This window comes from Yoonia rosea (assembly GCF_900156505.1).
In the GTDB taxonomy this organism is placed as follows: Bacteria; Pseudomonadota; Alphaproteobacteria; order Rhodobacterales; family Rhodobacteraceae; genus Yoonia; species Yoonia rosea.
Genome location: NZ_FTPR01000003.1, coordinates 86,817 through 111,069, shown reverse-complemented (window position 1 = coordinate 111,069; position 24,253 = coordinate 86,817). Strand labels below are relative to the sequence as shown.

28 protein-coding genes are annotated in these 24,253 nt (G+C 55.8%); 11 read left to right on the top strand and 17 right to left on the bottom strand.

What is annotated here, in order from left to right; genetic code table 11:
- Nucleotides 1-6 precede the first annotated feature (6 nt).
- The 4 genes from B0B09_RS15135 to B0B09_RS15120 all read left to right on the top strand — a co-directional run bounded on the left by B0B09_RS15135 (nucleotide 7) and on the right by B0B09_RS15120 (nucleotide 4,588).
- A complete protein-coding gene (locus tag B0B09_RS15135) occupies nucleotides 7-1,131 on the top strand; it encodes a glycosyltransferase family 4 protein (RefSeq protein ID WP_076660786.1) in 1,125 nt (374 codons plus the stop codon).
- 607 nt (nucleotides 1,132-1,738) lie between these two features.
- The gene (locus tag B0B09_RS15130) at nucleotides 1,739-2,809 is read left to right on the top strand and encodes a sensor histidine kinase (RefSeq protein WP_076660785.1); all 1,071 of its coding nucleotides are present in this window, start codon (nucleotides 1,739-1,741) and stop codon (nucleotides 2,807-2,809) included.
- Between the two features lie 70 nt (nucleotides 2,810-2,879).
- Entirely contained in the window at nucleotides 2,880-4,247 is a 1,368-nt protein-coding gene (locus B0B09_RS15125; protein ID WP_076660784.1) for a sensor histidine kinase, read from the top strand.
- Entirely contained in the window at nucleotides 4,244-4,588 is a 345-nt protein-coding gene (locus B0B09_RS15120) for a response regulator (RefSeq protein ID WP_076660783.1), read from the top strand. The genes B0B09_RS15125 and B0B09_RS15120 overlap by 4 nt, the downstream gene beginning before the upstream one ends.
- A gap of 192 nt (nucleotides 4,589-4,780) precedes the next feature.
- Here the strand turns inward: B0B09_RS15120 and B0B09_RS15115 are convergent, their stop codons facing one another.
- From B0B09_RS15115 to B0B09_RS15095, 5 genes are all read right to left on the bottom strand, one after another.
- Nucleotides 4,781-5,707, bottom strand: a complete 927-nt coding sequence (locus tag B0B09_RS15115) for an NADP-dependent oxidoreductase (RefSeq protein ID WP_076660782.1) — start codon at nucleotides 5,705-5,707, stop codon at nucleotides 4,781-4,783.
- Between the two features lie 192 nt (nucleotides 5,708-5,899).
- The gene (locus B0B09_RS15110; protein ID WP_076660781.1) at nucleotides 5,900-6,496 is read right to left on the bottom strand and encodes an SDR family oxidoreductase; all 597 of its coding nucleotides are present in this window, start codon (nucleotides 6,494-6,496) and stop codon (nucleotides 5,900-5,902) included.
- A 43-nt stretch (nucleotides 6,497-6,539) separates the two neighbouring features.
- The gene (locus B0B09_RS15105; protein ID WP_076660780.1) at nucleotides 6,540-7,154 is read right to left on the bottom strand and encodes a glutathione S-transferase family protein; all 615 of its coding nucleotides are present in this window, start codon (nucleotides 7,152-7,154) and stop codon (nucleotides 6,540-6,542) included.
- A 54-nt stretch (nucleotides 7,155-7,208) separates the two neighbouring features.
- Nucleotides 7,209-8,585: an NAD-dependent succinate-semialdehyde dehydrogenase gene (locus B0B09_RS15100; RefSeq protein ID WP_076660779.1), complete on the bottom strand. Its 1,377-nt coding sequence runs from the start codon at nucleotides 8,583-8,585 to the stop codon at nucleotides 7,209-7,211.
- 152 nt (nucleotides 8,586-8,737) lie between these two features.
- Nucleotides 8,738-9,355 carry an outer membrane protein gene (locus B0B09_RS15095; RefSeq protein ID WP_076660778.1) on the bottom strand — a complete coding sequence of 206 codons (618 nt, stop codon included), beginning with the start codon at nucleotides 9,353-9,355 and terminating at the stop codon, nucleotides 8,738-8,740.
- Between the two features lie 559 nt (nucleotides 9,356-9,914).
- On the opposite strand from B0B09_RS15095, the gene B0B09_RS15090 reads away from it, so the two are divergent.
- The 4 genes from B0B09_RS15090 (at nucleotide 9,915) to B0B09_RS15075 (ending at nucleotide 12,284) form a co-directional block, all read left to right on the top strand.
- Nucleotides 9,915-10,058, top strand: coding sequence for an entericidin A/B family lipoprotein (locus B0B09_RS15090; protein ID WP_076660777.1), 144 nt, complete (start codon nucleotides 9,915-9,917; stop codon nucleotides 10,056-10,058).
- A 158-nt stretch (nucleotides 10,059-10,216) separates the two neighbouring features.
- A complete protein-coding gene (locus B0B09_RS15085; protein ID WP_076660776.1) occupies nucleotides 10,217-10,615 on the top strand; it encodes a SpoIIAA family protein in 399 nt (132 codons plus the stop codon).
- A gap of 320 nt (nucleotides 10,616-10,935) precedes the next feature.
- Entirely contained in the window at nucleotides 10,936-11,727 is a 792-nt protein-coding gene (locus B0B09_RS15080) for a PRC-barrel domain-containing protein (RefSeq protein WP_076660775.1), read from the top strand.
- An 89-nt stretch (nucleotides 11,728-11,816) separates the two neighbouring features.
- Nucleotides 11,817-12,284, top strand: a complete 468-nt coding sequence (locus B0B09_RS15075; protein WP_076660774.1) for a CreA family protein — start codon at nucleotides 11,817-11,819, stop codon at nucleotides 12,282-12,284.
- A 156-nt stretch (nucleotides 12,285-12,440) separates the two neighbouring features.
- Here B0B09_RS15075 and B0B09_RS18035 read toward each other — a convergent pair whose 3' ends face one another.
- From B0B09_RS18035 to B0B09_RS15045, 7 genes are read right to left on the bottom strand one after another with little or no spacing between them, the layout of a single operon-like run.
- Nucleotides 12,441-12,590 (bottom strand): hypothetical protein, encoded by a 150-nt coding sequence (locus B0B09_RS18035; protein ID WP_165689343.1) that lies wholly within the window; start codon nucleotides 12,588-12,590, stop codon nucleotides 12,441-12,443.
- A 43-nt stretch (nucleotides 12,591-12,633) separates the two neighbouring features.
- Complete coding sequence (locus B0B09_RS15070) at nucleotides 12,634-13,548, bottom strand: mechanosensitive ion channel family protein (RefSeq protein ID WP_076660773.1); 915 nt, start codon at nucleotides 13,546-13,548, stop codon at nucleotides 12,634-12,636.
- A 30-nt stretch (nucleotides 13,549-13,578) separates the two neighbouring features.
- On the bottom strand, nucleotides 13,579-13,788 hold the full coding sequence (locus B0B09_RS15065; protein WP_076660772.1) for an orotidine 5'-phosphate decarboxylase: 210 nt from the start codon (nucleotides 13,786-13,788) through the stop codon (nucleotides 13,579-13,581).
- A gap of 58 nt (nucleotides 13,789-13,846) precedes the next feature.
- The gene (locus B0B09_RS15060; RefSeq protein WP_076660771.1) at nucleotides 13,847-15,205 is read right to left on the bottom strand and encodes an MATE family efflux transporter; all 1,359 of its coding nucleotides are present in this window, start codon (nucleotides 15,203-15,205) and stop codon (nucleotides 13,847-13,849) included.
- A gap of 51 nt (nucleotides 15,206-15,256) precedes the next feature.
- Nucleotides 15,257-16,222: a DNA topoisomerase IB gene (locus B0B09_RS15055; RefSeq protein ID WP_076660770.1), complete on the bottom strand. Its 966-nt coding sequence runs from the start codon at nucleotides 16,220-16,222 to the stop codon at nucleotides 15,257-15,259.
- Nucleotides 16,219-16,431 (bottom strand): hypervirulence associated TUDOR domain-containing protein, encoded by a 213-nt coding sequence (locus B0B09_RS15050; protein ID WP_076660769.1) that lies wholly within the window; start codon nucleotides 16,429-16,431, stop codon nucleotides 16,219-16,221. The genes B0B09_RS15055 and B0B09_RS15050 overlap by 4 nt, the downstream gene beginning before the upstream one ends.
- 57 nt (nucleotides 16,432-16,488) lie before the next feature.
- Nucleotides 16,489-17,709, bottom strand: a complete 1,221-nt coding sequence (locus tag B0B09_RS15045; RefSeq protein WP_076660768.1) for a DUF2254 domain-containing protein — start codon at nucleotides 17,707-17,709, stop codon at nucleotides 16,489-16,491.
- Nucleotides 17,710-17,812: 103 nt separating this feature from the next.
- On the opposite strand from B0B09_RS15045, the gene B0B09_RS15040 reads away from it, so the two are divergent.
- Together B0B09_RS15040 and B0B09_RS15035 are read left to right on the top strand one after the other, a co-directional pair.
- On the top strand, nucleotides 17,813-18,613 hold the full coding sequence (locus B0B09_RS15040) for a formate/nitrite transporter family protein (RefSeq protein WP_084190883.1): 801 nt from the start codon (nucleotides 17,813-17,815) through the stop codon (nucleotides 18,611-18,613).
- A gap of 65 nt (nucleotides 18,614-18,678) precedes the next feature.
- The gene (locus B0B09_RS15035) at nucleotides 18,679-18,867 is read left to right on the top strand and encodes a PLDc N-terminal domain-containing protein (RefSeq protein WP_076660766.1); all 189 of its coding nucleotides are present in this window, start codon (nucleotides 18,679-18,681) and stop codon (nucleotides 18,865-18,867) included.
- 89 nt (nucleotides 18,868-18,956) lie between these two features.
- On the opposite strand, the gene B0B09_RS18030 is transcribed toward B0B09_RS15035, so the two are convergent.
- The gene (locus tag B0B09_RS18030) at nucleotides 18,957-19,133 is read right to left on the bottom strand and encodes a hypothetical protein (RefSeq protein WP_165689342.1); all 177 of its coding nucleotides are present in this window, start codon (nucleotides 19,131-19,133) and stop codon (nucleotides 18,957-18,959) included.
- Nucleotides 19,134-19,247: 114 nt separating this feature from the next.
- Between B0B09_RS18030 and B0B09_RS15030 the strand changes: the two genes are divergently transcribed.
- Nucleotides 19,248-20,273 (top strand): AI-2E family transporter, encoded by a 1,026-nt coding sequence (locus B0B09_RS15030; RefSeq protein ID WP_084190874.1) that lies wholly within the window; start codon nucleotides 19,248-19,250, stop codon nucleotides 20,271-20,273.
- Here the strand turns inward: B0B09_RS15030 and B0B09_RS15025 are convergent.
- The 4 genes from B0B09_RS15025 to B0B09_RS18025 are packed head-to-tail and all read right to left on the bottom strand — an operon-like array spanning nucleotide 20,237 to nucleotide 24,178.
- Nucleotides 20,237-21,763 (bottom strand): phospholipase D family protein, encoded by a 1,527-nt coding sequence (locus B0B09_RS15025; RefSeq protein ID WP_084190873.1) that lies wholly within the window; start codon nucleotides 21,761-21,763, stop codon nucleotides 20,237-20,239. The genes B0B09_RS15030 and B0B09_RS15025 overlap by 37 nt on opposite strands.
- Nucleotides 21,760-23,466 (bottom strand): sensor histidine kinase, encoded by a 1,707-nt coding sequence (locus B0B09_RS15020; RefSeq protein ID WP_076660764.1) that lies wholly within the window; start codon nucleotides 23,464-23,466, stop codon nucleotides 21,760-21,762. The genes B0B09_RS15025 and B0B09_RS15020 overlap by 4 nt, the downstream gene beginning before the upstream one ends.
- Nucleotides 23,463-24,017, bottom strand: coding sequence for an RNA polymerase sigma factor (locus B0B09_RS15015; RefSeq protein ID WP_076660763.1), 555 nt, complete (start codon nucleotides 24,015-24,017; stop codon nucleotides 23,463-23,465). The genes B0B09_RS15020 and B0B09_RS15015 overlap by 4 nt, the downstream gene beginning before the upstream one ends.
- Nucleotides 24,014-24,178 carry a NepR family anti-sigma factor gene (locus B0B09_RS18025; protein WP_165689341.1) on the bottom strand — a complete coding sequence of 55 codons (165 nt, stop codon included), beginning with the start codon at nucleotides 24,176-24,178 and terminating at the stop codon, nucleotides 24,014-24,016. The genes B0B09_RS15015 and B0B09_RS18025 overlap by 4 nt, the downstream gene beginning before the upstream one ends.
- Nucleotides 24,179-24,253: the final 75 nt, after the last annotated feature.

Below are 24,253 nucleotides of genomic sequence, written 5' to 3'. Positions count from 1 at the left end.
AGGCACATGAAGATCGTTCAGGTTGTTTTTGAAAATCCGACAGTGAACGGCACAGGTGGCGATCTGCGCAACATCGCAATTTCTACTGCTCTCGAGACCCTCTGTGAAGTCAATGTCATATCGGTACAGGATGCCCAGCCCGAAGGCCGAGTCTATCCTAAACGAAAGAAATCCTTCATAGAGCTTCGCCTCGTGCCTTCGCTGGTCGAGAATATTGTCCAGCGTGTGCTGCGATACTCACCCGACCTTGTCATCATTGAAGGGGTGCTGATCGCGGACGTAATGGAGCGGCTGATAGCAGAAGGGTGCAGGGTTATTCTTGACATGCACAATGTTGAAAGCCTGCTGCAAGAACAGATCGACAGATCAAAATATGGCTTGCTGGCATGGGTCAGGCGCGCGCACCGCTGGCGCGCGGCGCGCGCGGCAGATGCGCGACTTGCTACGTTGGCTTCACGTGTCTGGGTTTGCTCTGCCTCGGACGCAGCGCATGTGAAAGCTTTGATCCGCGGACGGGCGCAGATTGATGTGATCCCAAACCCTGTGCCAGCATGGTGTTTTGATCACCCGCCACGCGCAGGCTTACCTGACGGAGATCCGGTCGCTTTGTTTGTAGGTCATCTGGGGTATCGACCGAACATTGAGGCGTGCAAACGCTTGCTCACACAGATATTCCCTGCGCTGCTTTGTAAGGTGCCAACAGCAAAACTCATCATATGTGGTCGAACACCACATCCGGATCTGCGGACGCTGGCCGCCGACCATCCGCAAGTTCAGTTGCTGGCTGACCCTGAAACGCTTTCTTCTATATATGACAGCGCCACTGCGGTGCTCATTCCGTTGTCTCAAGGAGGCGGCACCCGGTTAAAAGTCCTTGAAGCGATGGCCCGAAGGGTGCCCATCATCGCCAGTGCCAAAGCGGTTGAAGGTCTGAACGTTGTCCCCGGACAACACTATCTGGCAGCAGAGACCAACACGGAATTTGCCGCAGCCTTCCAGACAGTCGTTGAAAACCCCGTCTTCGCCGACAACATTGTGACCGCAGCGCAAGATTGCATTGAAAAAGACTACGGCAAAGCACGCTTTTCCGAACGGATAAAGCACGCCATATCCCTGCCCTCTTCGTACTAAGCCAAGTATATACTTCTGACGCCGCGTCGTGAGTCGCCAGTAGAGGCGTAAGTGTAGGATCTCGCCTGACGCACTCCTTTCAGAGTCCACGTTTACGAGTTCACGCCTTACGGGGTTCGGTCCCCTTTTGACCGTCGGGGTACTGTCAGACAAAACACGCTCAAGGCGGGCAGGACACCGCCCCCACCTCTTTGGACGACAAAACGCTCTCCCTTTCGTTACGGAATGCCGAAGACTTGCTGCAAGAACACGGGATCGAAGTCAGTCATGAAGCGATGCGATTTTGGTGGAACCGATTTGGCCCGATATTTGCGTCTGAGATCAGGTGAAACCGGATCAGCCGGATCCGATCTCATGCAAATTGGCAGCGACACCTCGACAAGGCTTTCACGAAGATCGACGCAGAGATACACTGTCTCCGGTCCGCCGAAATCGCAAGTCAGCGCTGAAATTCAGCAGAAAACCCATGACGCGTTACGGCCAACCGCAGATTGTTGTGACCGATAAACAGCGCCCCTTTCGGCGCAAATCAGCCACCCCGCGATATCCAATGGATTGCGTGCATTATCCGTTTATAAAGCCGTCGGTAGAGAGAGGTGTCGATGATATGAATTCGCCGGTTGAAATCCACAGTTTGACGTGGAACGTGACCCCCGACCTGTTGGGCATATTGGATAACAACGGTGTTTTTATTGAAACAAATCCATCATGGCAGCACACGCTTGGGTGGGAAAGAGAAGAGGTCCAAAGCAGGACCTTTTATGACTTTCTTCATCCCGACGATATCGCCGAAAACGCTGCGGCATTCAGTGAAATAAAGGCCGGCAAACCGATCCTCGATTTCGAGAACCGCTACAGGCATAAGGACGGCACCTATCGCTGGTTGTCTTGGAACGCTGTGCCCGAAGGTAGCAGCTATTTCTGCAGTGCACGCGACATCACTGTCGCCAAGAAGAATGCCGCATCACTGCGTTCCAGGGAACAAGAGGCATTGCTTCGAGAACAGTTTGTTGCGGTTTTGGGGCATGATCTGCGCAACCCGCTCGCTGCGATCCGTTCCGCCGTCAGTATCATGGGGCGTGAAGAACAATCCGAGCGCACATCCGAGATGATCACGGCCATTAACGGTTGCGTAGACCGCATGGCCGCGCTGATTGCCGACATCATGGATTTTGCCAGATCAAAGCTTGGCAGCGGCCTTGAACTAACCACATCCGAACAGCTGGATCCGGTCGAACTATTGAGCGATGCCATTGACGAGATTGCCTTGGCGAACCCAGACAGGACGATCAACCGACATCTGACTTTCACCGGAACAGTCCCGGGTGATCGGATGCGTCTGACACAGCTCGTCTCAAACCTCTTGGGCAATGCGATCGCGCATGGTGACCCCGACACTGCAATCGACGTTCGTCTGAGCGAAGAGAATGGAAGGCTCGACCTGCGCGTGGCGAATGCAGGTGAGCCCATACCGGCAGACAAGCTGGGTGCCATTTTCGAGCCATTCTATTCTGCCGACCCCGGTGAACATAAAAAGGGGCTTGGCCTTGGGCTTTTCATCGTGTCGCAGATCGCAAAAGCGCATGGTGGCGAAATGACGGTGAACTCCGATAGCGTACAAACAGTCTTCAGGTTTTCCATGCCGACACATCCGGCGCGTCCGTTCATGGATGTGTGAGATTGACTCGGTCACGCGCATGGTAAAACAATAATTCTACTGACTTCAGCGCCAGCTACAGGGGAAACCAGTGACCCAGACCGTTGACACAGGCCTAGCGGAGCATGGCGGCGTTTTCGCAAAAAGCGCTTTTCTGGCATTTCATGAGGTCACTCCCGATGGCTTCATGATGTTTTCCCCTGTCAGGGGAGACGCTGGCGATATTGTCGACCTTGAATGGACCTTTGCCAATAGGGCGGCGGGCAAGATCATCGGTCGCGATCCCGCAACGCTGCCCGGTAAGCGTCTGTTGGTCGAGATGCCAGGAAACAGGGACGAAGGCCTGTTTGACGCTTACGTAAATGTCTTGGAAACCGGCAAGACATGGCAGAATGAATTTCGCTACGATCATGGCGGCATCACGGCTTGGTTCCGAACCACTGCCACCAAGTCCGGCGATGGATTGGCGCTGTCATTTGCGGACATCTCGGAGGCGCGCGCAGGTGAGGAAAGGCTCAAAAACCTGATCGACGGTGTGCTCGCCTTTGTCGGTGTTCTCTCTGTTGACGGGATCTTGTTAGAGGCGAATGAACCTGCCATCGCCGCGGCCGGAGGGGACCGTGAGCAAGTGATCGGTCGCCCTTTTTGGGATTGCTTCTGGTGGGATGTCGGTCAGGCGACGAAAGATCAGCTGAAACAGGCAATTGCCACAGCGGCCAATGGCGAACGGATCCGGTATGACGTTCAAATTCAGGTTGTGGGTGACCGGCGGCTCTGGATCGATTTTCAGATCGCGCCGGTATTGAATGCTGCCGGAGAGGTCGTCGAGCTTATTCCGTCCGGTGTCGACATCAGCGAACGCAAGGCCGCAGAATCGCACCGAGAGCTTTTGATCAGGGAGCTGAGCCACAGGGTCAAGAATACCTTGGCAACGATCCAGTCAATCGCGGGGCAATCCGTCCGGGCCGCCGAGACGATAGACGGCTTTCGGTCGTCGTTTAACGCACGCCTGCGCGCCATCGCTGCGTCGCACGATCTGCTGGTCCAGTTCGATCATGACGTGGTTCCGATCAAGGCCCTCCTGCAGGGACAGGTCCTGCAATATGCCGCAGACGATAAACAACTTGTCGTGGAAGGCGCGAATATTCACCTGCCCGGAGATGTCGCGCACGCGCTGGGACTGGTTTTGCACGAGCTGGCGACGAATGCGGCAAAGTATGGTGCGTTGTCGTCTGAAGCCGGAACCGTGACAGTATCTTGGCATGTCGCGGTCGATGAGGGCAAAAAGAGGCTGTTCATGTCATGGTGTGAACGTGGCGGACCTGAAGTAAAGATGCCAACCCGCAAGGGGTTTGGTAGTCGGCTGATCGAACGAAGCCTTGCACCCAAGGGCGACACTGCGGTGATTGATTATGATCCAAAGGGGCTTTCGTGCGAAATATTGATGGATCTTGAATGACGATATTGATTGTTGAAGACGACCCGCTCATTGCGATGGACCTTGAGGATGAGCTGACTGATCGCGGATTTGACGCCGTTTGTGCCACAACTGTAGCGGATGCCCAGAGCATACTGGCGCAGCAACCGCCATCATTTGCATTCCTTGATATGCATCTCAGGACAGATACGAGTTTCGATCTGGCAAGAGAGCTGCGCGCGCAGGGCGTGCCATTTGCTTTTGTCTCGGGCAACGATGCATCCTCGCTGCCCGAAGATTTGCGCAGCAGTCAAATTCTGACCAAGCCAATCAATTTCGATGACTTGGTTCGCATGATCGCCGAAGCAGAAAAGAGCAGCTAACGCGAAGCGGTGACAATGCCGGCTGCTATGTTGCTGAAAAGCAGGATAGGGGAGGTGTCGCTCTGCCGCGACGAAGATGCATAAGCGTAGTCATGTTAAATTCTGAAATAATTTCTCTGCCCTGTATCCTGCTGCGTGGAAAGCCTGTCCCTTGCAGGGACAGGCTTTCCGGTTTTTACGCTGGACAGCGCATTATTGGGGAATCGTAATGACGATTTTTCCGACGGCATGGCCGTCTTTCAAAGACGCATAAGCAGCGGCCACATCTTCCATTTTATAGCTGCTATCAATGACCGTTTTGACATGCCCGTCCGCAATCAGCTTGCCAAGGTCGGCCAGCATCGCACCGTCGGGTTCCATAAAGAACCACTCGAACCGGACACCGTAATCGGGCGCAAGATTATCGGTATCCTGCCCTTTGATCGACACCAGCGTGCCGCCTTTCTTGAGAACCTTGAACGACCGGTTGAGCGTCTCGCCCCCAATCATATCAAACACGATGTCATAGTCTGACAATTCGTCTTCGAAGGCCTGGTTCTTGTAATCAATCACGACGTCCGCCCCAAGATCACGGACAAGATCAGCGTTGCGCGCGCTGCATGTGGTCGCCACATGAGCACCAAAATATTTCGCGATCTGAATGGCCAAGGTCCCGACACCGCCCGAACCGGCATGGATCAGCACCTTGTCGCCTTTTTTCATCTTTGCTTTGGTGATCAGGGCCTGCCAAGCCGTCAGACCGGCCAAGGGGACGGATGCGGCCTCTGCATGGCTGATATTGGCGGGTTGCAGGGCCATTTCACTGGCTTTGAGACGCGCAATCTGTGCGATGGCGCCTGCATCTTGCTGGTTGGCACGGGCATAGACCGCGTCGCCAACGTGAAAGCCGGTCACATCTTTGCCGATCTCGGTGATTTCGCCAGCGACATCGAAGCCCATGACATGGGGAAATTCCAACGGAATGTTATCTTTCATCACGCCTGACTGCAGGATGTAGTCGATGGGGTTGATGCTTGCGGCATGCACCTTGATCAGAACGGAGTCGTCGCTCAGCGCAGGTGCGTCGATTTCGGCGATTTCGATTTCGGTTTCGTAGTCGCGGATAATAGCGGCTTTCATAAGGGTCGTCCTTTTGTTCGGTATTCGGGGTGTCATGCGTCTGCGGAACACGCGCCCGCAGACTGGGTCAGGTCGTCGCGGTGGCTGTGGATTTCAAGTAGGATGCCAAAGTTTTCTGCGACTTGAACGATGCGTCACGACCGGTCGTTCCGGTCGTGACGGGTGTAGTTGCTGTGATCGCTGTGTCCACGATCAGGCAGACTGCATCAGCAGGGTTTTGCCCGCCCATTCCGCGCTCATGGCGGCATCTGCCAGGGCTTTGGCCACGTCACCGCGCGCTGCCTTGGCTTTGGGGTCAACGTCATCACCGAAAACCATGGCACCTTCGCCATCATCGTCCGTCAGAGCGACGGGGCGCAAAATGGCGTATGGCAGGCCGGACGCCTTGAGATGTTCGTCTGCGTCATGTTTGGCTTGCAGGTAATGGCCCATCTCCGTGTCGGGATCAGGGTTTTCCGCGCCCACGCTGCTGAGCATGACAAACCGGGACACGCCTGATTTTGCGGCTTGGTCGATCAAGGCAATCGCCCCGTCGCGGTCAATCTTGTCGGTCATTTCCGCGCTGGTATCGCCACCCGACCCTGCCGCAAAAATAACGGCATCGCAGCCTTCGCAAACACCATCCTGCAACTTGGCAAGATCACCTTTGCGCTGTTCGGCCTGCACTGGCAGTTGACTGGTGTCAGAGCTGTCGCGGACCAAGGCCACAGTATCGTGACCCCGCGCGACAAGTTCGTTCATAAGACGCGTTCCGGTTTTTCCGGTCGCTCCGGCGACGAGGATTTTCATAGTTATTTCCTTTCGGTTGGGGTCGGCAAGTGTCGGTTTCGACCTAGTGCTTCGGTGCCATTGGACCTGCGGCTTGCGTTGCGGCTAGATAACCGGGCTGCTTTTGCAGGTCATCCCAGTAGGTTTTGACCCTTGGCGCGGCATCCAGAAACCCTAGGGCATCAAGGTTCGCCAAAAGATATGAAAACTGGATGTCCGCCATGTAAGCCTGATCGCCAAAGAGCAATCCGGTCGCAGGCAGGTGGCTTGCCAAATAATCAAGGTGCATTTGCAGCGTTTGGCGCGCATCGTCTGGCGGATCGCCCCTTTGCATCGCGGGCAGAAGAACAGCCATGCAAGCACCCGCAAAGCTGCTTTCGACATAGTCGAGCAGTTCTTCATGGCGGATGAATTCCGTCGTATGTGGGTCCGGTCGGTGCGTCTCGTCCGCGAATTTGTCGGTGATGTAGCGCAGGCAGGTGGCGGATTCCGCAAGTTTCAAATCACCGTCTTCGATGACAGGTGATTTGCCCAATGGGTGTACGTCCCGCAAGGCATCCGGCGCGCGAAACCTGTCAGTGCGGTCATAGGAGATCAGGTCATAGGGTTGCCCCAGATCTTCCAATAACCAGATCAGACGGATGGCGCGGGAACAAACAAGACAATGCACTTTAATCATCAGATCAGCTTTCTTTCAGAACATGTTGGCGGTGTGTGGTGGTCAAATGGCGCTTCAGGGCAAATAGATTGCTTTGGTATTGACGAATTCCTTCATCCCGAAACCGCCGTGTTCGCGCCCAAAACCGGAATCCTTGACGCCACCGAACGGCATGTTCGGATCAGCCGTGCCAAAGGAATTGATACGCACCATACCGGTATCAAAGTGGTCCCGTGCAAGGCGCAACGCCTTGTCCTCGTCCTTGCTGAAGATACCGCCGCCCAGTCCGTAACGGCTGTCATTTGCGATCCGCATGGCGTCGTCATCGTCTTTCGCCCTGATGATGGCCGCGACCGGGCCGAAGATTTCATCGTCATAGGCCGCTGTGCCCGGTTGGCAGTTCACAAGCACGGTGGCGGGGTAATAATGGCCGGTGCGGTCCGGTGCGGACCCGCCGCACAATACCTCTGCGCCGCCATCGACGCTTTTTGTGACCTGTTCGCAAATGGTGTCGAACTGTTCGGCGCTCGACAGCGGCCCCAGCTGGGTGTCGTCATCTTTCGGATCACCCAGACGGATGGCTTTCATCTGTGCGACAAAGGCGCTGGTGAAGGCGTCATAGACGGCGTCCGTCACGATGAAACGTTTGGCAGAGACGCATGTTTCGCCGTTGTTGTACAACCGTCCCTGAACGCAGGTTTTCACCGCCAGTTCGATATCGGCGTCCTCAAGCACCAGATAGGCGTCATTTGATCCCAGTTCGAGGACGGATTTCTTCAGGTTCTTGGTGGCGACCTGACCGATATGGCGCCCGCCGCCGTCACTGCCTGTCATGGTGACGCCACGGATATGTTTATGTTCGATAATCGCGTCGGACGTATCGTGATCCACGATCACAACATCGAACAACCCTTCAGGCAGTCCGGCCTTCAGGCAGATATCGCGCAGCATTAGGCCACTACCCGTACAGATCGACGCATGTTTAAGGATGACGCCGTTGCCAGCCATCAGGTTCGCCGCGAGCACGCGCACGGGCTGGTAGACTGGAAAGTTCCACGGCTGGATGCTGTAGATCACGCCGATTGGCGCATAGCTGACCAAGCCGCGCTTTTCGCCGCCGCTGTGTTTGCGCTCTTCATCCGCCAGAAGGTCCGGCCCGTGGTCTGCAGTATATTCGAAGATCTGCGCGCAAAGTGCCACTTCGGTCCGACCGTCACGCAGCAGCTTGCCGGTTTCTTCGGTCATCAGTGTGGCAAAGTCATCCGCATTGTCACGCAACGCCGCCGCAATCTTGCGCAGGTAGGGAGCGCGATCCTTGTGGCTTTTGGTGCGCCAGTCGCGAAAGGCCGCATGGCATTTTTCGACTTTGTCGAACGCTGTCTCGGATGTCATCACATCATAGGTTGCGATCGTCTTTTCGGTTGCGGGGTTCGTCGTGGATATCTGTGTCATGCGCGGCACCTTTCATATGAAGTTATGAAACAAACCCGTTGCGCGCCCGATGGTTCCGTCGGTCCCGCGTATTACCCAACGTCAAACGGAATGTGATCGAAAGGGGCCTGTAAAGAGCAGGCCCCTTTCGTTCATTTCAATCTCATGCGTGCCTAGAAGACGTAGGATACACGCAGGGCGGCGGTTGTCGCATCAATGTCCAAACCGTCATTCCCGTCGAAATCTTCGAACTGGTGGTGCAGCACTTCCCAGCCGAGACGCCAATTGTCGCCTCTTTTGTATTCGATGCCGAGGCCTGCAAAGTTGCCGGTGTCATCCGCGTCCAGACCGCCGGAGGTATTCACTTGGGCGACGCCTGCGGTGATATATGGCAACCAGCTGCCAGCGTCGTAGCCCATGCGCACCTTGGCGCGCGCCACGCTATCGAAATCGACGTCGCCTCCGGCTGATTCACCTGTGATTGACGTACCATCATAGTCGATCTCCCCACCGACGACGAGGCTGCCGAAGTCATACAGATAACCTGCATGGACACCGTAGAGTGCGCCGTTGGTATCGTTGTCGAGGTCATCGCTGTCGACGTCGCCATACCCCAGTTGCGCACCAGCGTAGAAGCCTGTCCAGTCTGTGCTGACAGGTGCCACCGGCACGATCACTGCTGCTGGTGCGGCGACCGGCTCACTCAGACCACCGGCCAATGCGCCAGATGCGGCCATGCCCAAGGGTGCGGCGACCAGAAGGGTTGCAAGAAAGTTTTTTGAATGTGTCATCGGTTTCTCCTTCAGAATTTCGTTCCGAGTGACCAACGCGCAGACAACATCGCGGTTCCCTTTAATCCGGGATTGATTTCTATAGAGGTGTAGAAAGACGGCAGGGACGCGTCACATCACCAACGGCAAAGCGCATCAGGCGAGACGTCAATCGGCATCCGGTCGGTCGCCTGCACCGCGGTATTCCATAAACCTGCTTGCCGCGAACATCGCGCAGATGACTGCGAATATTCCCAGACCAACACCGGATACCAGTCCAAGGGCGCCAGCGACAAGCGCATAGATCAGCTGCGAAAATCAGTCCGCTTCTGTCATAGCAATGTTTATGGCGTCCAGTATCTCGGTCATGGTGAAGCCTGTGGGACACGTACGGAAAGGATTGAGCACCCTTTCTTTGCTGATTTGTCAAAAAGCGGTCATGCGTTGCAAGCAAAACCGGCTTCGCTCATCAGCGACATTTCAGGATTTTCAGAGACATGCGCGGGAACCAATGGGCTTTTGGCACGTTGCCCTTTCATGCGGCGTCTAACGCCAAGAACCCAACATAAGGAACCGAGCCATGCGTATTACAACCCTCATCATCGCGACCCTGTCTGCAATGACACTTGCAGCCTGTGAAACTGTTCAGGGCGCCGGCGAAGACATTTCGAACGCAGGTGCCGCGATCTCTGAAGAGAGCCGCGACGTGCAGGCCGATCTGTAAGCTTCTCCGAAATGACCGCTATCCGATGGGCCGCGTTATGCGGCCCATTGTGTTTTTCTTCCCCGCTTTATGCCGCGATAGCGCAACTTTGCCGGCGGAACCAAGACCGCATCTGCGGGTTTGCCCTACTCACGTAATCCGAAAAACGCGAGGTCGCTATGACACATTTCGACCACGGTTCTATCCAGCAAATTCCCACAGACAACGATACTGTTTTGGCATTTCAAATCCACGGCCACATCGACGATGACGCGTCAGAGGCACTGGCCAAATTCATGAATGATGCCTTTGACAAACACCCCAAGGTGAACATGCTGCTTGATATGGCGAAATTCACCGGCAGCGACTGGGACAGCATCTTTGACAGTGACGTCGTCAAATCACGGTTCAGATCACTGCAACATGTCGGACGCTATGCGGTCGTGGGTGCGCCAGATCGCGCAGCCAAGATGATTGCGCTGATGAACAAAGTGATCCCCGTTGAGGCACGCGCCTTTGACGCCGATGAAATCACCCAAGCCTGGGACTTTGTCGGCGCGCAGCCCATCACCGCCTGATCCACAACACAGCGATACCGCAAGAACCGCGCCAAAGAGAGGAATAGCCGCGCGCAGATGCCGCCAATCGCCACATAGCTGAGGTCGGTCAGCTAATCGGGCCGAAGCTGACTGCGCCATGATTTGTCAAACGCAACATGTTCGCAGACTTATCCTTTTTTTGAAGGGCAATAAGTAATCCAACGTTTTCACGGCGCTGTCGGTTCAACGACGGCAATCTATCGCCGATTTGACGAAACCGGCGGAACGTTCTGACAGGCGCGGTGTTGGTCCAACATCAAGGCCGGCACGTCCGGCACCACGCAAACCAGGAGGAAACTATGAAAAACTTTCTCAGCACAACAGCCGCCGCACTTGCACTGACAACAGCCGCATATGCAGACAACCATACATCCATATTTTCGGATATGCAGTTTGACGAAGCCATGAACATCAATGCCACCGAAATGGTCGGGATGCGGGTCTATGCCTCGGAAGCGAGCATCGCAAATGGCATGGCAATTCCCGCTGATGGCGAAACCGAATGGGATGACATCGGTGAAATCAACGAGATTTTGTTGACCCGTGACGGCGAAGTACAATCAGTGATTGTCGGCGTCGGTGGCTTTCTGGGCATTGGCGAAAAAGATGTCGCCATCAATATGTCTGAACTGCGCTTTGTCGACGAAGAAGGCGATACAAACGACTTTTTCCTCGTGATCGAAGCGACCGAAGTCGGCGTACAGGACGCCCCGGCCTATGAGTACAGCCAGTTGACCAACACGATGGGCGACGGTGAACAAATGGGCGCATGGGCCGGACCGGACATTGCCGTAGACGGATTTGATCGCGTCACACCCCAAGAGCTGACAACAGAAGATCTGACCGGTGCACCCGTGATGGGCGTCAACGATGAAGAGGTCGGCGAGATCGGCAAACTGCTGTTGACCAGCGACGGCACCCTTGACCGTGCAGTCATCGACGTTGGCGGTTTCCTTGGTCTAGGCGAACGCCAAGTTGCGGTATCGCTGAACGAGCTGACAATCATGCGGATGGGCGACAGCGATGAATTTCGTGTCTACATCGACGCCTCGCAAGACGCGCTTGAGCAGCAGCCGGAATACGAAGGCTAACTGACAATCCCCTGAGGGCAAGGCATCACGCCTTGCCCTCTTGCCTCTACTCGGGCCCCTGTGGCCCTTTTTTTCGAAAGACACACCCCATGCCCGCCAAATTCCGTCTGACCGCCTTGATAAGCGCGTTCCTGATTGCGTCACCCGCGATGTCCGAACAGGTCGGCAATGTCGATGTCGACTGGCTGGGCAATGATATCGTGATCGCGGCCTTTGCCGACCCCGAGGTCGCGGGCGTCACCTGTCACGTCGCGTATTTCGAACGCGGGCTGATTGACCGTTTGCAAAAAGGTGACTGGTTCGAGAACCCGTCAAACTCCGCGATTTCGTGCCGCCAGACCGGGCCGATCAGTATCGGCGATATCGACCGCAGCGACGAGGGCGAGAGCATTTTTGCCGAGCGCCGCTCGATCATCTGGAAATCACTGTCCGTCAAACGCATTTTTGACGCGACAAACCAGACCCTGATCTACGTTGCACATGCACGCGACGTGCAGGACGGCAGCGCAAAAATGTCGCTCTCCACCATCCCGCTTTATCAGGCGACCGACAGATAGCTTTGCGGCCACTGCGCGCCTGTGCCATCTCACCCACATCATGCGGATTGACGAAAACCTGCGCGACGTGTTCATCGGCAGGTGTGTCCGTCATGCAGGGCAAGATTGCAGCCAGCACCGATAACGATGCTGACAAATGCTGACTGTGCCATGCGTCTAGTCGCCGTCGGGCTGCTGCGCGTCGTCGTTCAGATCTTTGTCCTTGGTGTGATCGGGATCACCTTTCTTGCCGAGATCGTTTTTCAGATCGTGGTGCTGTTCCGATCCGTCAAGTTCGGGGTATTGCGGGCGTTCTGGCGTTGCCATTGTCATGCTCCTTCGGGGTTGGTCGGGGTGAAAGCAGCCGGTGCTATTCGGCTGCATGGCGCTGGTTGTCGTCGTCCTGGACGACCTCCAGCATGGGGTTTCGATGCACCACGGTCCGTGTGGGGAACGGGATGTTGATATCGGCGGCATCCAGCGCTTCTTTGACCTTGCGCTTCATGTCGGCCTGATACTGGAAATAGACATCGCTATCGCACCAGACACGCACCAGAAAATCGACGCTGCTGCTGTTGAGGTTGTTGACCTGAACAAACGGCTCGGGGTCGCTGTGGGACCGCGCATCGGCCATGATCGTGTCACGGATCACATTTTCTGCATCATTCAAGTTCACGCCATAGCCCACACCAAAGGTCCACTGCGCGCGGCGCTTGGAATAGTCGGAGTAGTTCTTGATCGTATTGCCCCACACCTCGGAGTTGGGCACGATCACCTTGACGTTGGTCAGGTTGGCAAGCTCTGTGTAGTTCAGCGTGATGTCCTTGACGTTGCCGACCGTGTCGTTGATCTCGACAAAATCGCCCAGTTTGAGCGGGCGGAAAAGCACGATCATGATGCCTGCAGCAAGGTTCGAGAGCGTTCCCTGCAGGGCCAGCCCCACGGCCAGACCGGCGGCACCGATCACGGCGATCACGGAAGTGGTTTCAACGCCAAATGTGTTGAGAACGAATAGCCCGGTAAAAGCCAGCACAACATAGCGGGCGATGTTGCCGAGAAATCCGAACAACGTGTCATCAAGGCTGGCATGGTTTTCGCCAATACCGTGAATGCGCCGGCTGACAAAGCCCGCAATCACAAAGCCCACCACGATGATAAACACCGCAGCCAGCGTGTTCCCGAATAGGCTGATCAGAGCATCAAGCGTCAGGTAGTCAGCGAAAGACTTGCCGCCATAAATTTCGGTTGTCATGAGGTTTTCACCCCAGGAAATGATCGTATCCATAGGTAACGTCCTGTCGGTCTTGTGGCTTGCTTAACTGTGGGAAAAAATGGCCGGATCGGTGTCGGACATCCGCTTGGCCTGCGCTGCCATGCGCGCCTGCACCTCGTCGGGTGACATGTCTATCGGGCCTTCTACAGCGCAGGGGTAGCGAAACGCTTTACCTTTGCGGGTAATGTCGATGCGGCCTTCGAATGCGCTGGTTGCCGGATTGTACCAGATATTTTTGATCTCGGTTGCCATTGTCCGTCTCCTGAATGTTACAGGATTAACAAACACCTGACGAAATGGTTCCATCGGTTCAGGCCGTGGCGGGCTCAGGTGCGGGGTGGTTGGACAGCCAGTAAAGCGCAAAGCCGCCCACCGCGATGCCCGCCAATACGTTGGCCGCAGCAATGGCATAGAACACCGCGTCAGAGCTGGCGAACTGTGCGGCAACAAACGACAGCGGCACATAAAGAACGGCGGTGCGCACCAAGTAGAGCCCCAACCCGTAATGCGACCGCCCCAAGGCGTTGAATGCACCCGCGCTGATGATCACAACACCGTAGCCCCAAATGCTGAGCGGCACGATGGTCAGATAGGTGGTGGCCGCACCGATAACCTCTGCATCCTGCGAGAAAACGCCGATGATCGGTTCGGCGGCAAACCAGAAAAACACACCCAGAACGCCGGCCCATACGGCACAGACCATATAGCTAAAGCGCAGCGCTTCTGCCACGCGGCCACATTTACCGGCCCCCCAGTTCTGGCCCGCAAACGGGCCGATGGCCGACGACAGGGCAAGCATGGGGATCACCGCCAGCGATTCAATCCGCGTGGCGACACCAAAACCTGCAACGACAACGTCACCGAACGCCGCAATGAACGACGTCACAACCGCGATCCCGATAGGATTGACCGCGTTTCCCAGCGATGCAGGCAGGCCAACGGCAAGCACACGCTTCCATGAATTTGCCAGAACGGAAAATGCGGGCCACGTCAGGTCCAGCATCTCTTCGCGCAGCGCAACAAGCGCGAACGCACCAAACACCGTGACCAGCCATGCAACGAGGGTGCCAATGGCGGCCCCCTCGATCCCAAATGCAGGGACCGGCCCAAGCCCGAAGATAAAGACAGGTGTGATCGCGATATTCGTCAAAGCAGAGCTGACCATCACAACACTTGGCCAGAACGTATCCCCGACCGCACGGACAATGGAATTGGCGACAATCGGCACCACAAGCAGCGGGATCGCCAGAAACCAGATGCGCATATAGCGCCCGATCAGCGCCAGTGTTTCGCCGGTCGCCCCCAACAGGGTGAACAGCGGATTGATCAGGAAAAAGCCGATGATAGCCACAGCGACGACCAAAATCAGTGCCAACACAAGGCTGTCTGTCGCCAGCCGTTTGGCATCATCGCGCGCGCCTGCCCCGACTGCGCGCGACACCACAGAAGACGCCCCTGCCCCAAGCCCGATTGCAAGGCTTGAAACCGTCAGCGTCACCGGAAAGGTAAATGAGAGCGCGGTCAATTCCTGTGTGCCCAATTGCCCGACATAATATGTGTCAATCAACGAAACAGAGATGACGGCGATAATGCCGAAAACCATTGGCCCCGCCAGTTGCAGGAGCTTTTGCCACGTTGGTCCGGCAGTCAGATCACGTTTGTCAGCCACAATTTATCCTTTCAAAGGGTCACGTGCCAATGCCGCTGACGGCAGGAAGGCTCAGACATCTTGCAAAAACCCGAGCAACTGCTGCTCGGCCACGCGCAAACCGCTGGTTGTGACAGGCTCGAAATCGGGCACCGGCCGCCCTGCCAGATCAATGATGGCGGGGTGAATATAGCTGTTGCGCGCGATCGTCGGTGTGTTGTGCAAGACGTCAGCGGCGGCAGCGGCCATTTGCGTGATCGTCGCAGACCCGTCGCAGGCGACCGCGAAGGCGGCACAACTGCCGATCCATGTGCGAAACGATTTGGCCGTGGCCCCCTCAAGCGCGGCGGCCTCGGCGATATAGCTGTTCAATGCACCCGAGGTCAGTGTTTGCGCCGCCCCCGCATCATCCACCCATGTCAGCACGGTACGGCCGGGCAGGTCTGTCATATCTTCCAGAATACTTGCCAGCTTGGGATCTTTCATCTGCTGGTGCACTTCCTTGCCACCTTTGGCATCGTAGTGCAGTTTGATTTCACTTCCCACGACATCAAGGTGTTTTTCGCGCAGGGTCAGCGCGCCGTAACTGCCGTTCTCTTCCGCGTACTGCGGACTGCCCAAGCGCATGGCCGTGCGATCTATCAGTGTGACTGCTGCGGCAAGCGCATAATCGCGTGTGCCCGGCTCTGCGCCCAGATCGCGCTGCAACCTGCGGCGCAGGCGTGGCAGGCAGGCGCCAAATTCCGCAAGGCCGTCGAACTTTGCACGCGCTTGGGTCGCGGTCCACGCCGGATGGTAGAGGTATTGCTTGCGCGCCCTCGCATCGCGCCCTGTCGCCTGCAAATGGCCGAGCGGATCGGGGCAGTACCACACGTCGGTGTAAGCGGGAGGCACAGCCAAGGATTTGAGCCGCTCGCGAATATCGTCATCGCGTAAAAGAGTGCCGTCCAGATCAAGATAGCTGAATCCCCGACCACAGCGGCGGCGGCCATAGCCGGGCTCGGTATCGGGATAATAGACAAGCGCTGCGGCACTCACGCTTTGCGCACCTCCGAGGACAGCTTGAGTACTTTGGTCCCGTCATCCTGACTGATCTCGAGCGCGGGGTCGTCGCTTGATCCGTTGCGGGTAACTTCGGTTCCTTTGATTGTGCGGGTGATCGAAGATTGATGCGTTTCGTCGACTTTGCCCGTCGCCGTTCCGTCACCCCAATCCCATTCCACCTTATCGCCCGATTGATAGCCCATGTCTGACGCTCCTTTTCAATAATCAAATGTAAACGCAAAACAGCCTTGGTTGGTTCCCTAGGTATCAGACGTCAGCATCGCAATCTCGTCCTTGATGACCTGACGGTCTTCGTCGCGGACCACATCGACCAGATTGTTCAGCAGTGTCAGCGCGTGGTCCAGCACGAGCGCGTCAGGTTTGATGTATTGCCGGCACAGCGGAAAACTTGCAGCGAACAGTCGGGAAAATGTCAGCGCCTTGAATGTAATGCGCGGCAATGACCGGTCTTTGATGCCGCCCTTGTAGGTGCTGGCGACCGTCAATGCGGCGGCAAGCCGGTTCAGACAGTCCTTGGCGGTGTAAGGATCGTTCACGCCCGGCGACAGCGCCCGCGCGATCATCTCGACAAGCTGTTCGGCCAGAAACGTCGGATTTTGGTTCTCTGTCCGGCTTGCCCCGATGGCATAACATTCAAGGACCGCGTCCGCGTCGATGTCGTTGCCGTTTGATCCGGCCCATACTTCAAAAATGGGGGATCTTTCGGTGACAAAGGCACCAATTGATGTTGTGAGGTTCACGCGAAAATCGCAGTTGTCCGCCAGTTTTTCGAGTTGTGAGAAATTCACGGTCTGGATGTAGCCCGATGTGCCGGCGGTAAGGGTCATATCGGGCGCGCGGTCGGGCGGCGACACACAGCGGTCTTTGTCGTCCTGTTTATCAATCAACCTGCGCACATGGCGCTCCAACGCAGCACCAATGCTGGCCGAGATGCGCGAGACGTTGATTGTCTCGGGCACGTGGTGGATGAAATAGATCAGGGTGAACACGCACAGCAGAGTCAGCCCAAGCGCAAGCAGCAGCGAATAATGCGGCACGAATTGTGTGGCACCGCCTTCGATATCATCCTGAACGGTGCGCAAAACAACCAGCGCGTAGACAAAGGTCGCGATTAGTATGCCAAGGCTCCATTGGTTGCCACGGTCGCGCATAAAGTTGCCGATCAATCGCGGCCCGAAGTTACCAGAGGCAAAGGACACAGCGACAAGCGTCATCGAAAACATCACACCGGTGACACCGATGATGGATTGGGCAATCACCGATAGCATCGATCTGGCGCCGTCGGCCTGCGTATCCAGCAACGCGCGCGGCACTTGAATAGGCACAACAGAAGGGTTGCCGTCTACCCAAACCATGACACTTGCAAGGAGCAGCCCGACCATCACCAACAGAGAGGGTAAAAACCAATAGCTAGCCCGGATATCCTGCAGCAGCTTGAACAGATATGCCCGTTTTCCCATTTTTGATGCCTTTGATGCTATTGGTGGTGCATGTGACAAACGCTGATGGAACCAAAAGCGTTCCGCAAGGGTTATGGTTCGGATATCAAAAAGGACGATGAATATGGGACATGACCCCGTTGTAGACGACGCCGAAAAACTGTCTTCCAAGGACATCTTCGAGGTTATTCGCCACGAAGGGATCGAAGAGCTTGAACGGCCCAAGGCATCCTTGTTCTGGTCAGGCATCGCTGCGGGCATGATGATTTCCCTGTCGGTGCTGGGCGAGGCAATCTTTCGGACATATCTGCCCGATTCGCCTTGGCGCTATCTGCTGGAAAACCTCGGGTATAGTCTGGGGTTTATTGTCGTGATCCTTGGCAGCATGCAGTTGTTTACCGAAAACACCATCACCACCGTATTGCCCGTGATGCGTGACCCCTCGCCTGCCATGTTTCAGCAGGTCGGCGTGCTTTGGGCGATAGTCCTGTTCGCCAATGTCGTCGGCGCATTTATTGCAGCCGCCGCTTTTGCCTATGGGTCTTTCATCCCTGCCGAACTGGTGCCTGCAATTACCGAACTGTCCGAACACGCGACCGGTTTTGCCCCCGGCGAGGCATTCCACCGCGCCATTCCTGCGGGCGTTATCATTGCGGCAATCGTCTGGATGCTGCCCAAGTCAGAAGGATTTGAGCTGTTCCTGATCATGATCTTCACATGGCTTATCGCTGCGGGTGATTTCACACACGTCGTTGCCGGTAGCGTCGAAATGGCGTTTTTGATGGTGCAAGGTGCCCTCCCCTTGCAGACCGCCATATGGAACTTTTTCCTGCCCGTACTTGCAGGCAATATCCTTGGTGGCACTGCAATCTTTGCCTTGTTGTCGTTCGGACAGGTCCGGCACGAATTACCCGACAAAGAATAATGGAACCAATCGGGATCGGGTTCGTTGTTTAGGTGAAAACACCACAACAGTCGGAGGAAAGACAAATGGAATATGCTGGTTTAGGCGGACTTATCATTCTGGCCCTCAACATCTGGGCGATCATCTCGATCATCGGATCGGGCGCATCAACCGGAAGCAAAGTGCTCTGGACACTGCTGGTCCTGGTGCTGCCGGTGATTGGTTTCATCATCTGGCTGATCGCAGGACCACGCAGCGCGACAGCAAGCGTATAGCGACCTAGAAAAAGGCGTCCCGGGGTACCGAGACGCCTTTTTTGTGGGTCTTACAATCAAAAAAGCGCGCTTCGAAAAGCGCGCCTTTTTTATTCTGCAACATAGGCTGCCGGACTTTGCGCCGTGGGGTTATCACCCTGATATGCGGTCCAGATCATGAAGCCCGCAAAAAGAACTGCGGCCCAGAACAGGGCGAACGCGATACCGACAAGCGCGCCGCGGTGGCGCTTTTTCTGCTTTTCGATATTGGTGTTGGAAGCTGACATTGTCGTCTCCTTTTTTGTATCTGCTACCGACCTAACACCGCGATCGCCTAAAAGTTCCTTTTGCCGGGAACGAATACCCTGCTCAAAGGTTTGTGTGCGAGGGAGATCAAAAAGATGCGATCCACAATCAACACGATGTGTCTGGCGATATTGACGATCATTGCCGTGTTCATCGTGCTCTATCAGGCAAAAGTGCTGTTCGCGCCGCTGTTGGCGGCCATTCTGCTCGGGATCGTCCTGACCCCGCTGTCAGAGCTTTGGGAAAAGTTGCGTGTTCCTGACGCCGTGGCAGCGTTTTTGTCATTGCTTCTGGCCCTTGCATCGATCTTTGCCATCGTGCTGCTGCTTGAGCCCTATATCACGCAAGCCATCAGTCAGGGACCGGTCATTCAGGCTGAATTGCGCGAAACTGTGGAAGAAGCACGACGCCTGTTGCGGGGTCTTGAAAAGATTTCCGATGATGTCGCCGCGGCCATTGAACCTTCGGCTGCACCGAAAGAAGAAGCAGAAGGCATGACAATGCCCACGCTCACGGATGCCTTGTTTTACGCCCCGCAGTTTGCTGCGCAGTTCCTGATCTTTACCGGTACCCTTTATTTTTTCTTGCTGACGCGAAACGCTGTCTATGAATGGCTCAGCGCGACAACAGCGCCAATCGGGCAACGCGACCTGCGCCGCGCGGCGTCACAGGTATCCCGCTATGTTCTGACGATTTCAGCGATCAATTTCAGCTTTGGCGCTGTCGTCGCCGCGGTCATGTACTGGATCGGGATGCCGTCACCCATTGTATGGGGGCTACTCGCGTGCCTTTTGAACTTCATTCTCTACCTTGGACCGACCGCCCTGATTGCGATGCTGACCGTGACCGGCATTGTTGTCTTTGAAGGCGCGGCCAGCTTTCTTCCCCCTGCAATCTACATCGCCATGAACGCCATAGAGGCACAGTTCGTCACCCCCACGCTGGTCGGCAAAAGCCTGTCGGTCAATCCGCTTTTGGTGTTTGTGTCGCTGGTTTTCTGGCTCTGGCTGTGGGGCCCGATCGGCGGCATCATCGCAATTCCGCTTCTGATCTGGACCATGACGGTCGTTCAGGCGTTCAGCGATCAGGTCATCTCTGACGGAACACCGGGCAAGATCTGAGCATCCTCTCGCGCAGCTTCGACCCTGTAGGGCAAGACAAAGCCTTTACGATCTTCTGGTGCCAGCTGGGCGTTTTGTGCCGCACGCGCGGCCCATGCGTCACAGGCTGTCACGGGTTGGTAAAACGCTTCATCGGCATCCGCACCCAGCCAGTGTTCAAAGCAGCGCAGCTTTAATTGTGCGACCTCTGCCTTTGTCTGTGTCGCGACACCGGCTTCGGTGTCCCAACGCATGCTGCGCCCGTTCAGGTTGGCCGATGATACGATGCCCATTGCGTCATCAAAGATCGACACTTTGGCATGGAGATAAACCAAAGGCGCCCCAAAATGTGCGTCCCTGCCCTTTGATGATGAAGAACACGGCTGTGCGGGCGAGCCGATGAACACCCTGTCGCCAAAGCCGTCGTTGATCAGATCGACGCATTTGACCTGCATATGTTCGCCATAAGCTGCATCAGGCCCCCAATCATCGCTAAAGGCGATATCCTCTGGCGCGGCGGGCAGCATCATGACAAGTGACAGCCCCCGCTGCTGTTTCGCACGCATGGCAAGCGCCTGTGCGATGGCTTCATCACGGAAAAACTGGGTCTCGAAATAGATGAGTTGCTCGGCCTTTCGGATTGCATCCAGATGGGCATCTTCCAGTTCGGACACCATCGGAACCGGCGACATGAAAGGTAGTTCCATTTTGCGTTTCGCAGACATCGTCCGCAAAAGCGCATTGGTGTGGCGCGCGGTCCCGCCGGAAAAAACGTGTTCCATATCAAGCAAATGCTGGCGTGCTTCTGCTGCGACCTCTCCGGTGACGACGACTTGCACGTCGTGCCACGTATCATCCCCCTTGCGGTTATGGCGGGGGGTATCATAGCGGCGGTCGTTCACATCAAGCCCGCCGATGTAAAGCGTTTCTGCATCAAAAACCGCCAGTTTCTGGTGATGGGTCACAGGCACAAGCGGCGGTGGCGGAAATTTACGGGGCTGCAAGGTATCGCCGCGCTGTACGGCAAGCGCGGGCAGATAAGGGGTGCCAGTCAGATCGGCACCCACGTCCGCCTCAACCTTGCGCAGCTGCGCACCAACCTCTTTGAAAGATCGCGGCCACAGCAGTGTGCGCGGCAAAAGACCGACCCGCGCAGGATGCATCGCAACCCGTGCGTTCATGTTCTCGGGATGGCTTGACGCCTCGGCCGCTGCTAAGAAAGCGCGCAAGCATCGCCAGGCGTAGCGGTGTTCCTGCATCCGCACGACAGGGTCGAAATCCGTCAGGACGATGTTTATCTCGACACCGCGGTCGAGTGTGTGGACGATCAAGTCAAACCACGTGTCACCAATAGCGCGCGCCGCGTCAGAGCGGAGTTTGGTCCAAGGATCAAAGATACGAAAGCCTGCGACCACTTCCTTTTCGGCCGCCAGAAAGGCGGATTCCAGCCGTGGGTACGCCTCTTGCGCGGTGACAAGGACCTCAAACATGCGTGCGTCAGTTGCGGTCAATAGTCACGTGCCTCCGGTTGAAAGTCGTCAGCATTGAATTGAATCGTCAAGGAATACTGGTCGTCCGTTTCGTCAATATCAATTGTTCCACCAAGCTGCATGGCAAAGGCTTTCATCAGCTTGCTGCCCAAGCCGGTGCTATCCCGACTTTGGGTCACACCAACAGAATTTGTCATGACCAGCGTGCAAGTCGTGCCATCCTGCTTCAAGCGGACATCAAATGTACCGCCTCGGGCGGACTGAGCGCCGATATGCTTTAACGCATTCGTCGCGGCCTCGGACACGACAAGCGACAAAGGGACCGCCTGGTCGGGGTAGAGCAACACCGGATCAATCTCCATCTGAAGGTTCAGATCACGCCCCTCGCCTGTGACAAGCTCGGCGGATTTTTCAACGATCTCGGTCACAAGATTGCCTGCGTTCACGCGCCCGCCATCTTGCGACTGATAAAGATCGCGGTGGATTGTCGCCAAGCTAAGAACGCGGTCCTGAATGCGCCGCAAGACGGTTTTCGTCTCATCCGCGTCAGCATTGCGAATTTGCATATTGATGATGGATGAAATGAGCTGGAGGTTATTTTTGACCCGGTGATGGATTTCTTTGACCAGAACCCCCTTTTCGCGCACAGCGTTTTCCATGGCTGCTTCGTCGCGCAAGATCTCTTCGCTCATGCGGGCAAAGTTTTCTTCCAGCATTTCAATCTCGATTGGGAACAGCGCATTGGGCGCATAGGGCCGGTGCGTGTTGCGGTCATCAGCAAATGCATTCATCTTGCGCCGGATACGGGTGAGGTGGCGGATCACCAGCGTATTCATTGCCAACATTGCGACCCCCATACTGGCAAACCACATCAACAACGGAAAAATCGCCGGTGAAATTTTGGCCGGCAAGCTCAATGCGTTTTCTATTTCCCAGATTGCCAGAACCGACGCGGGGCTGCCTTGAATGGGTACAACGCTGTATCGCCGCTCGAGGCCGCGCCTGTTGTCCGCGCGAAAGGTCTGCGACTGTGTCGAAAACAGACCGGCGAGCTCCAGTCCGGAAGGCAATTCCGGCGTTGCAGCGTCCAATCCACCCCGCGCCGTCAAAACAGTGCCGGCTCTGTTGAATGTCACCAATTCAACCAAGCCCTGGTATTGTTCGTCGTCTTTGATGTACGTCGGCAAACTGCGATGGGGAATCGAGACAGACACAAAACCCGCAAACGCACCATCCATTTCAAGAGGCTCGGACACCACAAATACGGATTCGCCGCTAGCATGGCCATTCCGGTCCACAACAATAGCGGGTTCCTGACTGGACATCAGTTCGTCGAAGTTATCGACGCCGTTCAAATTGAAGATTTCGTCGGCTGACGAACATTCAACGATACCGGACTGCGGGATCACAGCAATAAAGCTGTACTCTGGGTTTGCGTCTATGAATGGTGCAAGTTGAGAGGCGCAGTTTTGAGGGTCCGCCAGAAAAGTGGGGGCAATCGACCGGAACAATCGTGCGGTGCCAATCGCACGTTCGATCAATATTTGTTCCTGACGCGCAGCAGCCTCGGTCAGGCTCAGCAGGGCAAGACCGGCGTTCGCGTCCGTCTTTGCGGCCACCCGATCTGTTTGAAAAATCGCGACGGCTCCGAGCGGCAGCAATGCGAGCGTCAGCAGCGCAATTAGCTGAACGCTCAGTTTCTTGTACCAGGGCCCCGGCGTCATGACGGGATATTCGGACTGCCGACCACTGCCATCGTAGCGCGATCAGTCAATTCAAGGGCCTCATCATCGTTCAATTGCAACATCTCGGTCAGTTTGGCGCGTGCACGGTTCACACGGCTTTTCATTGTTCCTGTGGCGACACCGCACATCTCGGCTGCGTCATCATAGGAAAAGCCGGAGGCACCAACCAAGATCAGCGCTTCGCGATGCTCGTCTGCCAATTGTGCGAACGCGACCTTGAAGTCCATCATCTGAAGCCGTCCGTCGTGATCAGGTTTGACTGACAGTGTGTCTGAAAAGGCGTTGTCCACATCGGCCACTTCGCGGTTCAGCTTGCGACGGGATGAATAGTAATTATTGCGCAGGATGGTGAACAGCCAGGCGCGCATGTTCGTGCCGGCCTGAAATTTGTCCATATTTGTCCATGCTTTCAGGACCGCATCCTGCATCATATCATCCGCAGTGGCACGGTTGCGGGTCAGACTAAGCGCAAAAGCGCGTAGGGCCGGCAAATGCGTTACCAGCTCATCTTTGGGATCTGGATGACTCATTTTTTGCCCTTCAACTCTTGGTCTTGGGCACGCAGCACGGACAAAAGGTCTATGATCTCGGAGGGCATATCGTCATTTTCCAAATCCGAGAAAACCTTCTTCAGATTCTGGTCGATATACTTGTCGATCTTGTCCTGCTTTGAGTCTTCTTTACTTGCCATCGCTTTTTGCTGCCTCATCTAAAAAAATTGCCACCTGCTGGGAACGAACTGATAACTTCCGCGTTGGTTCCCAGA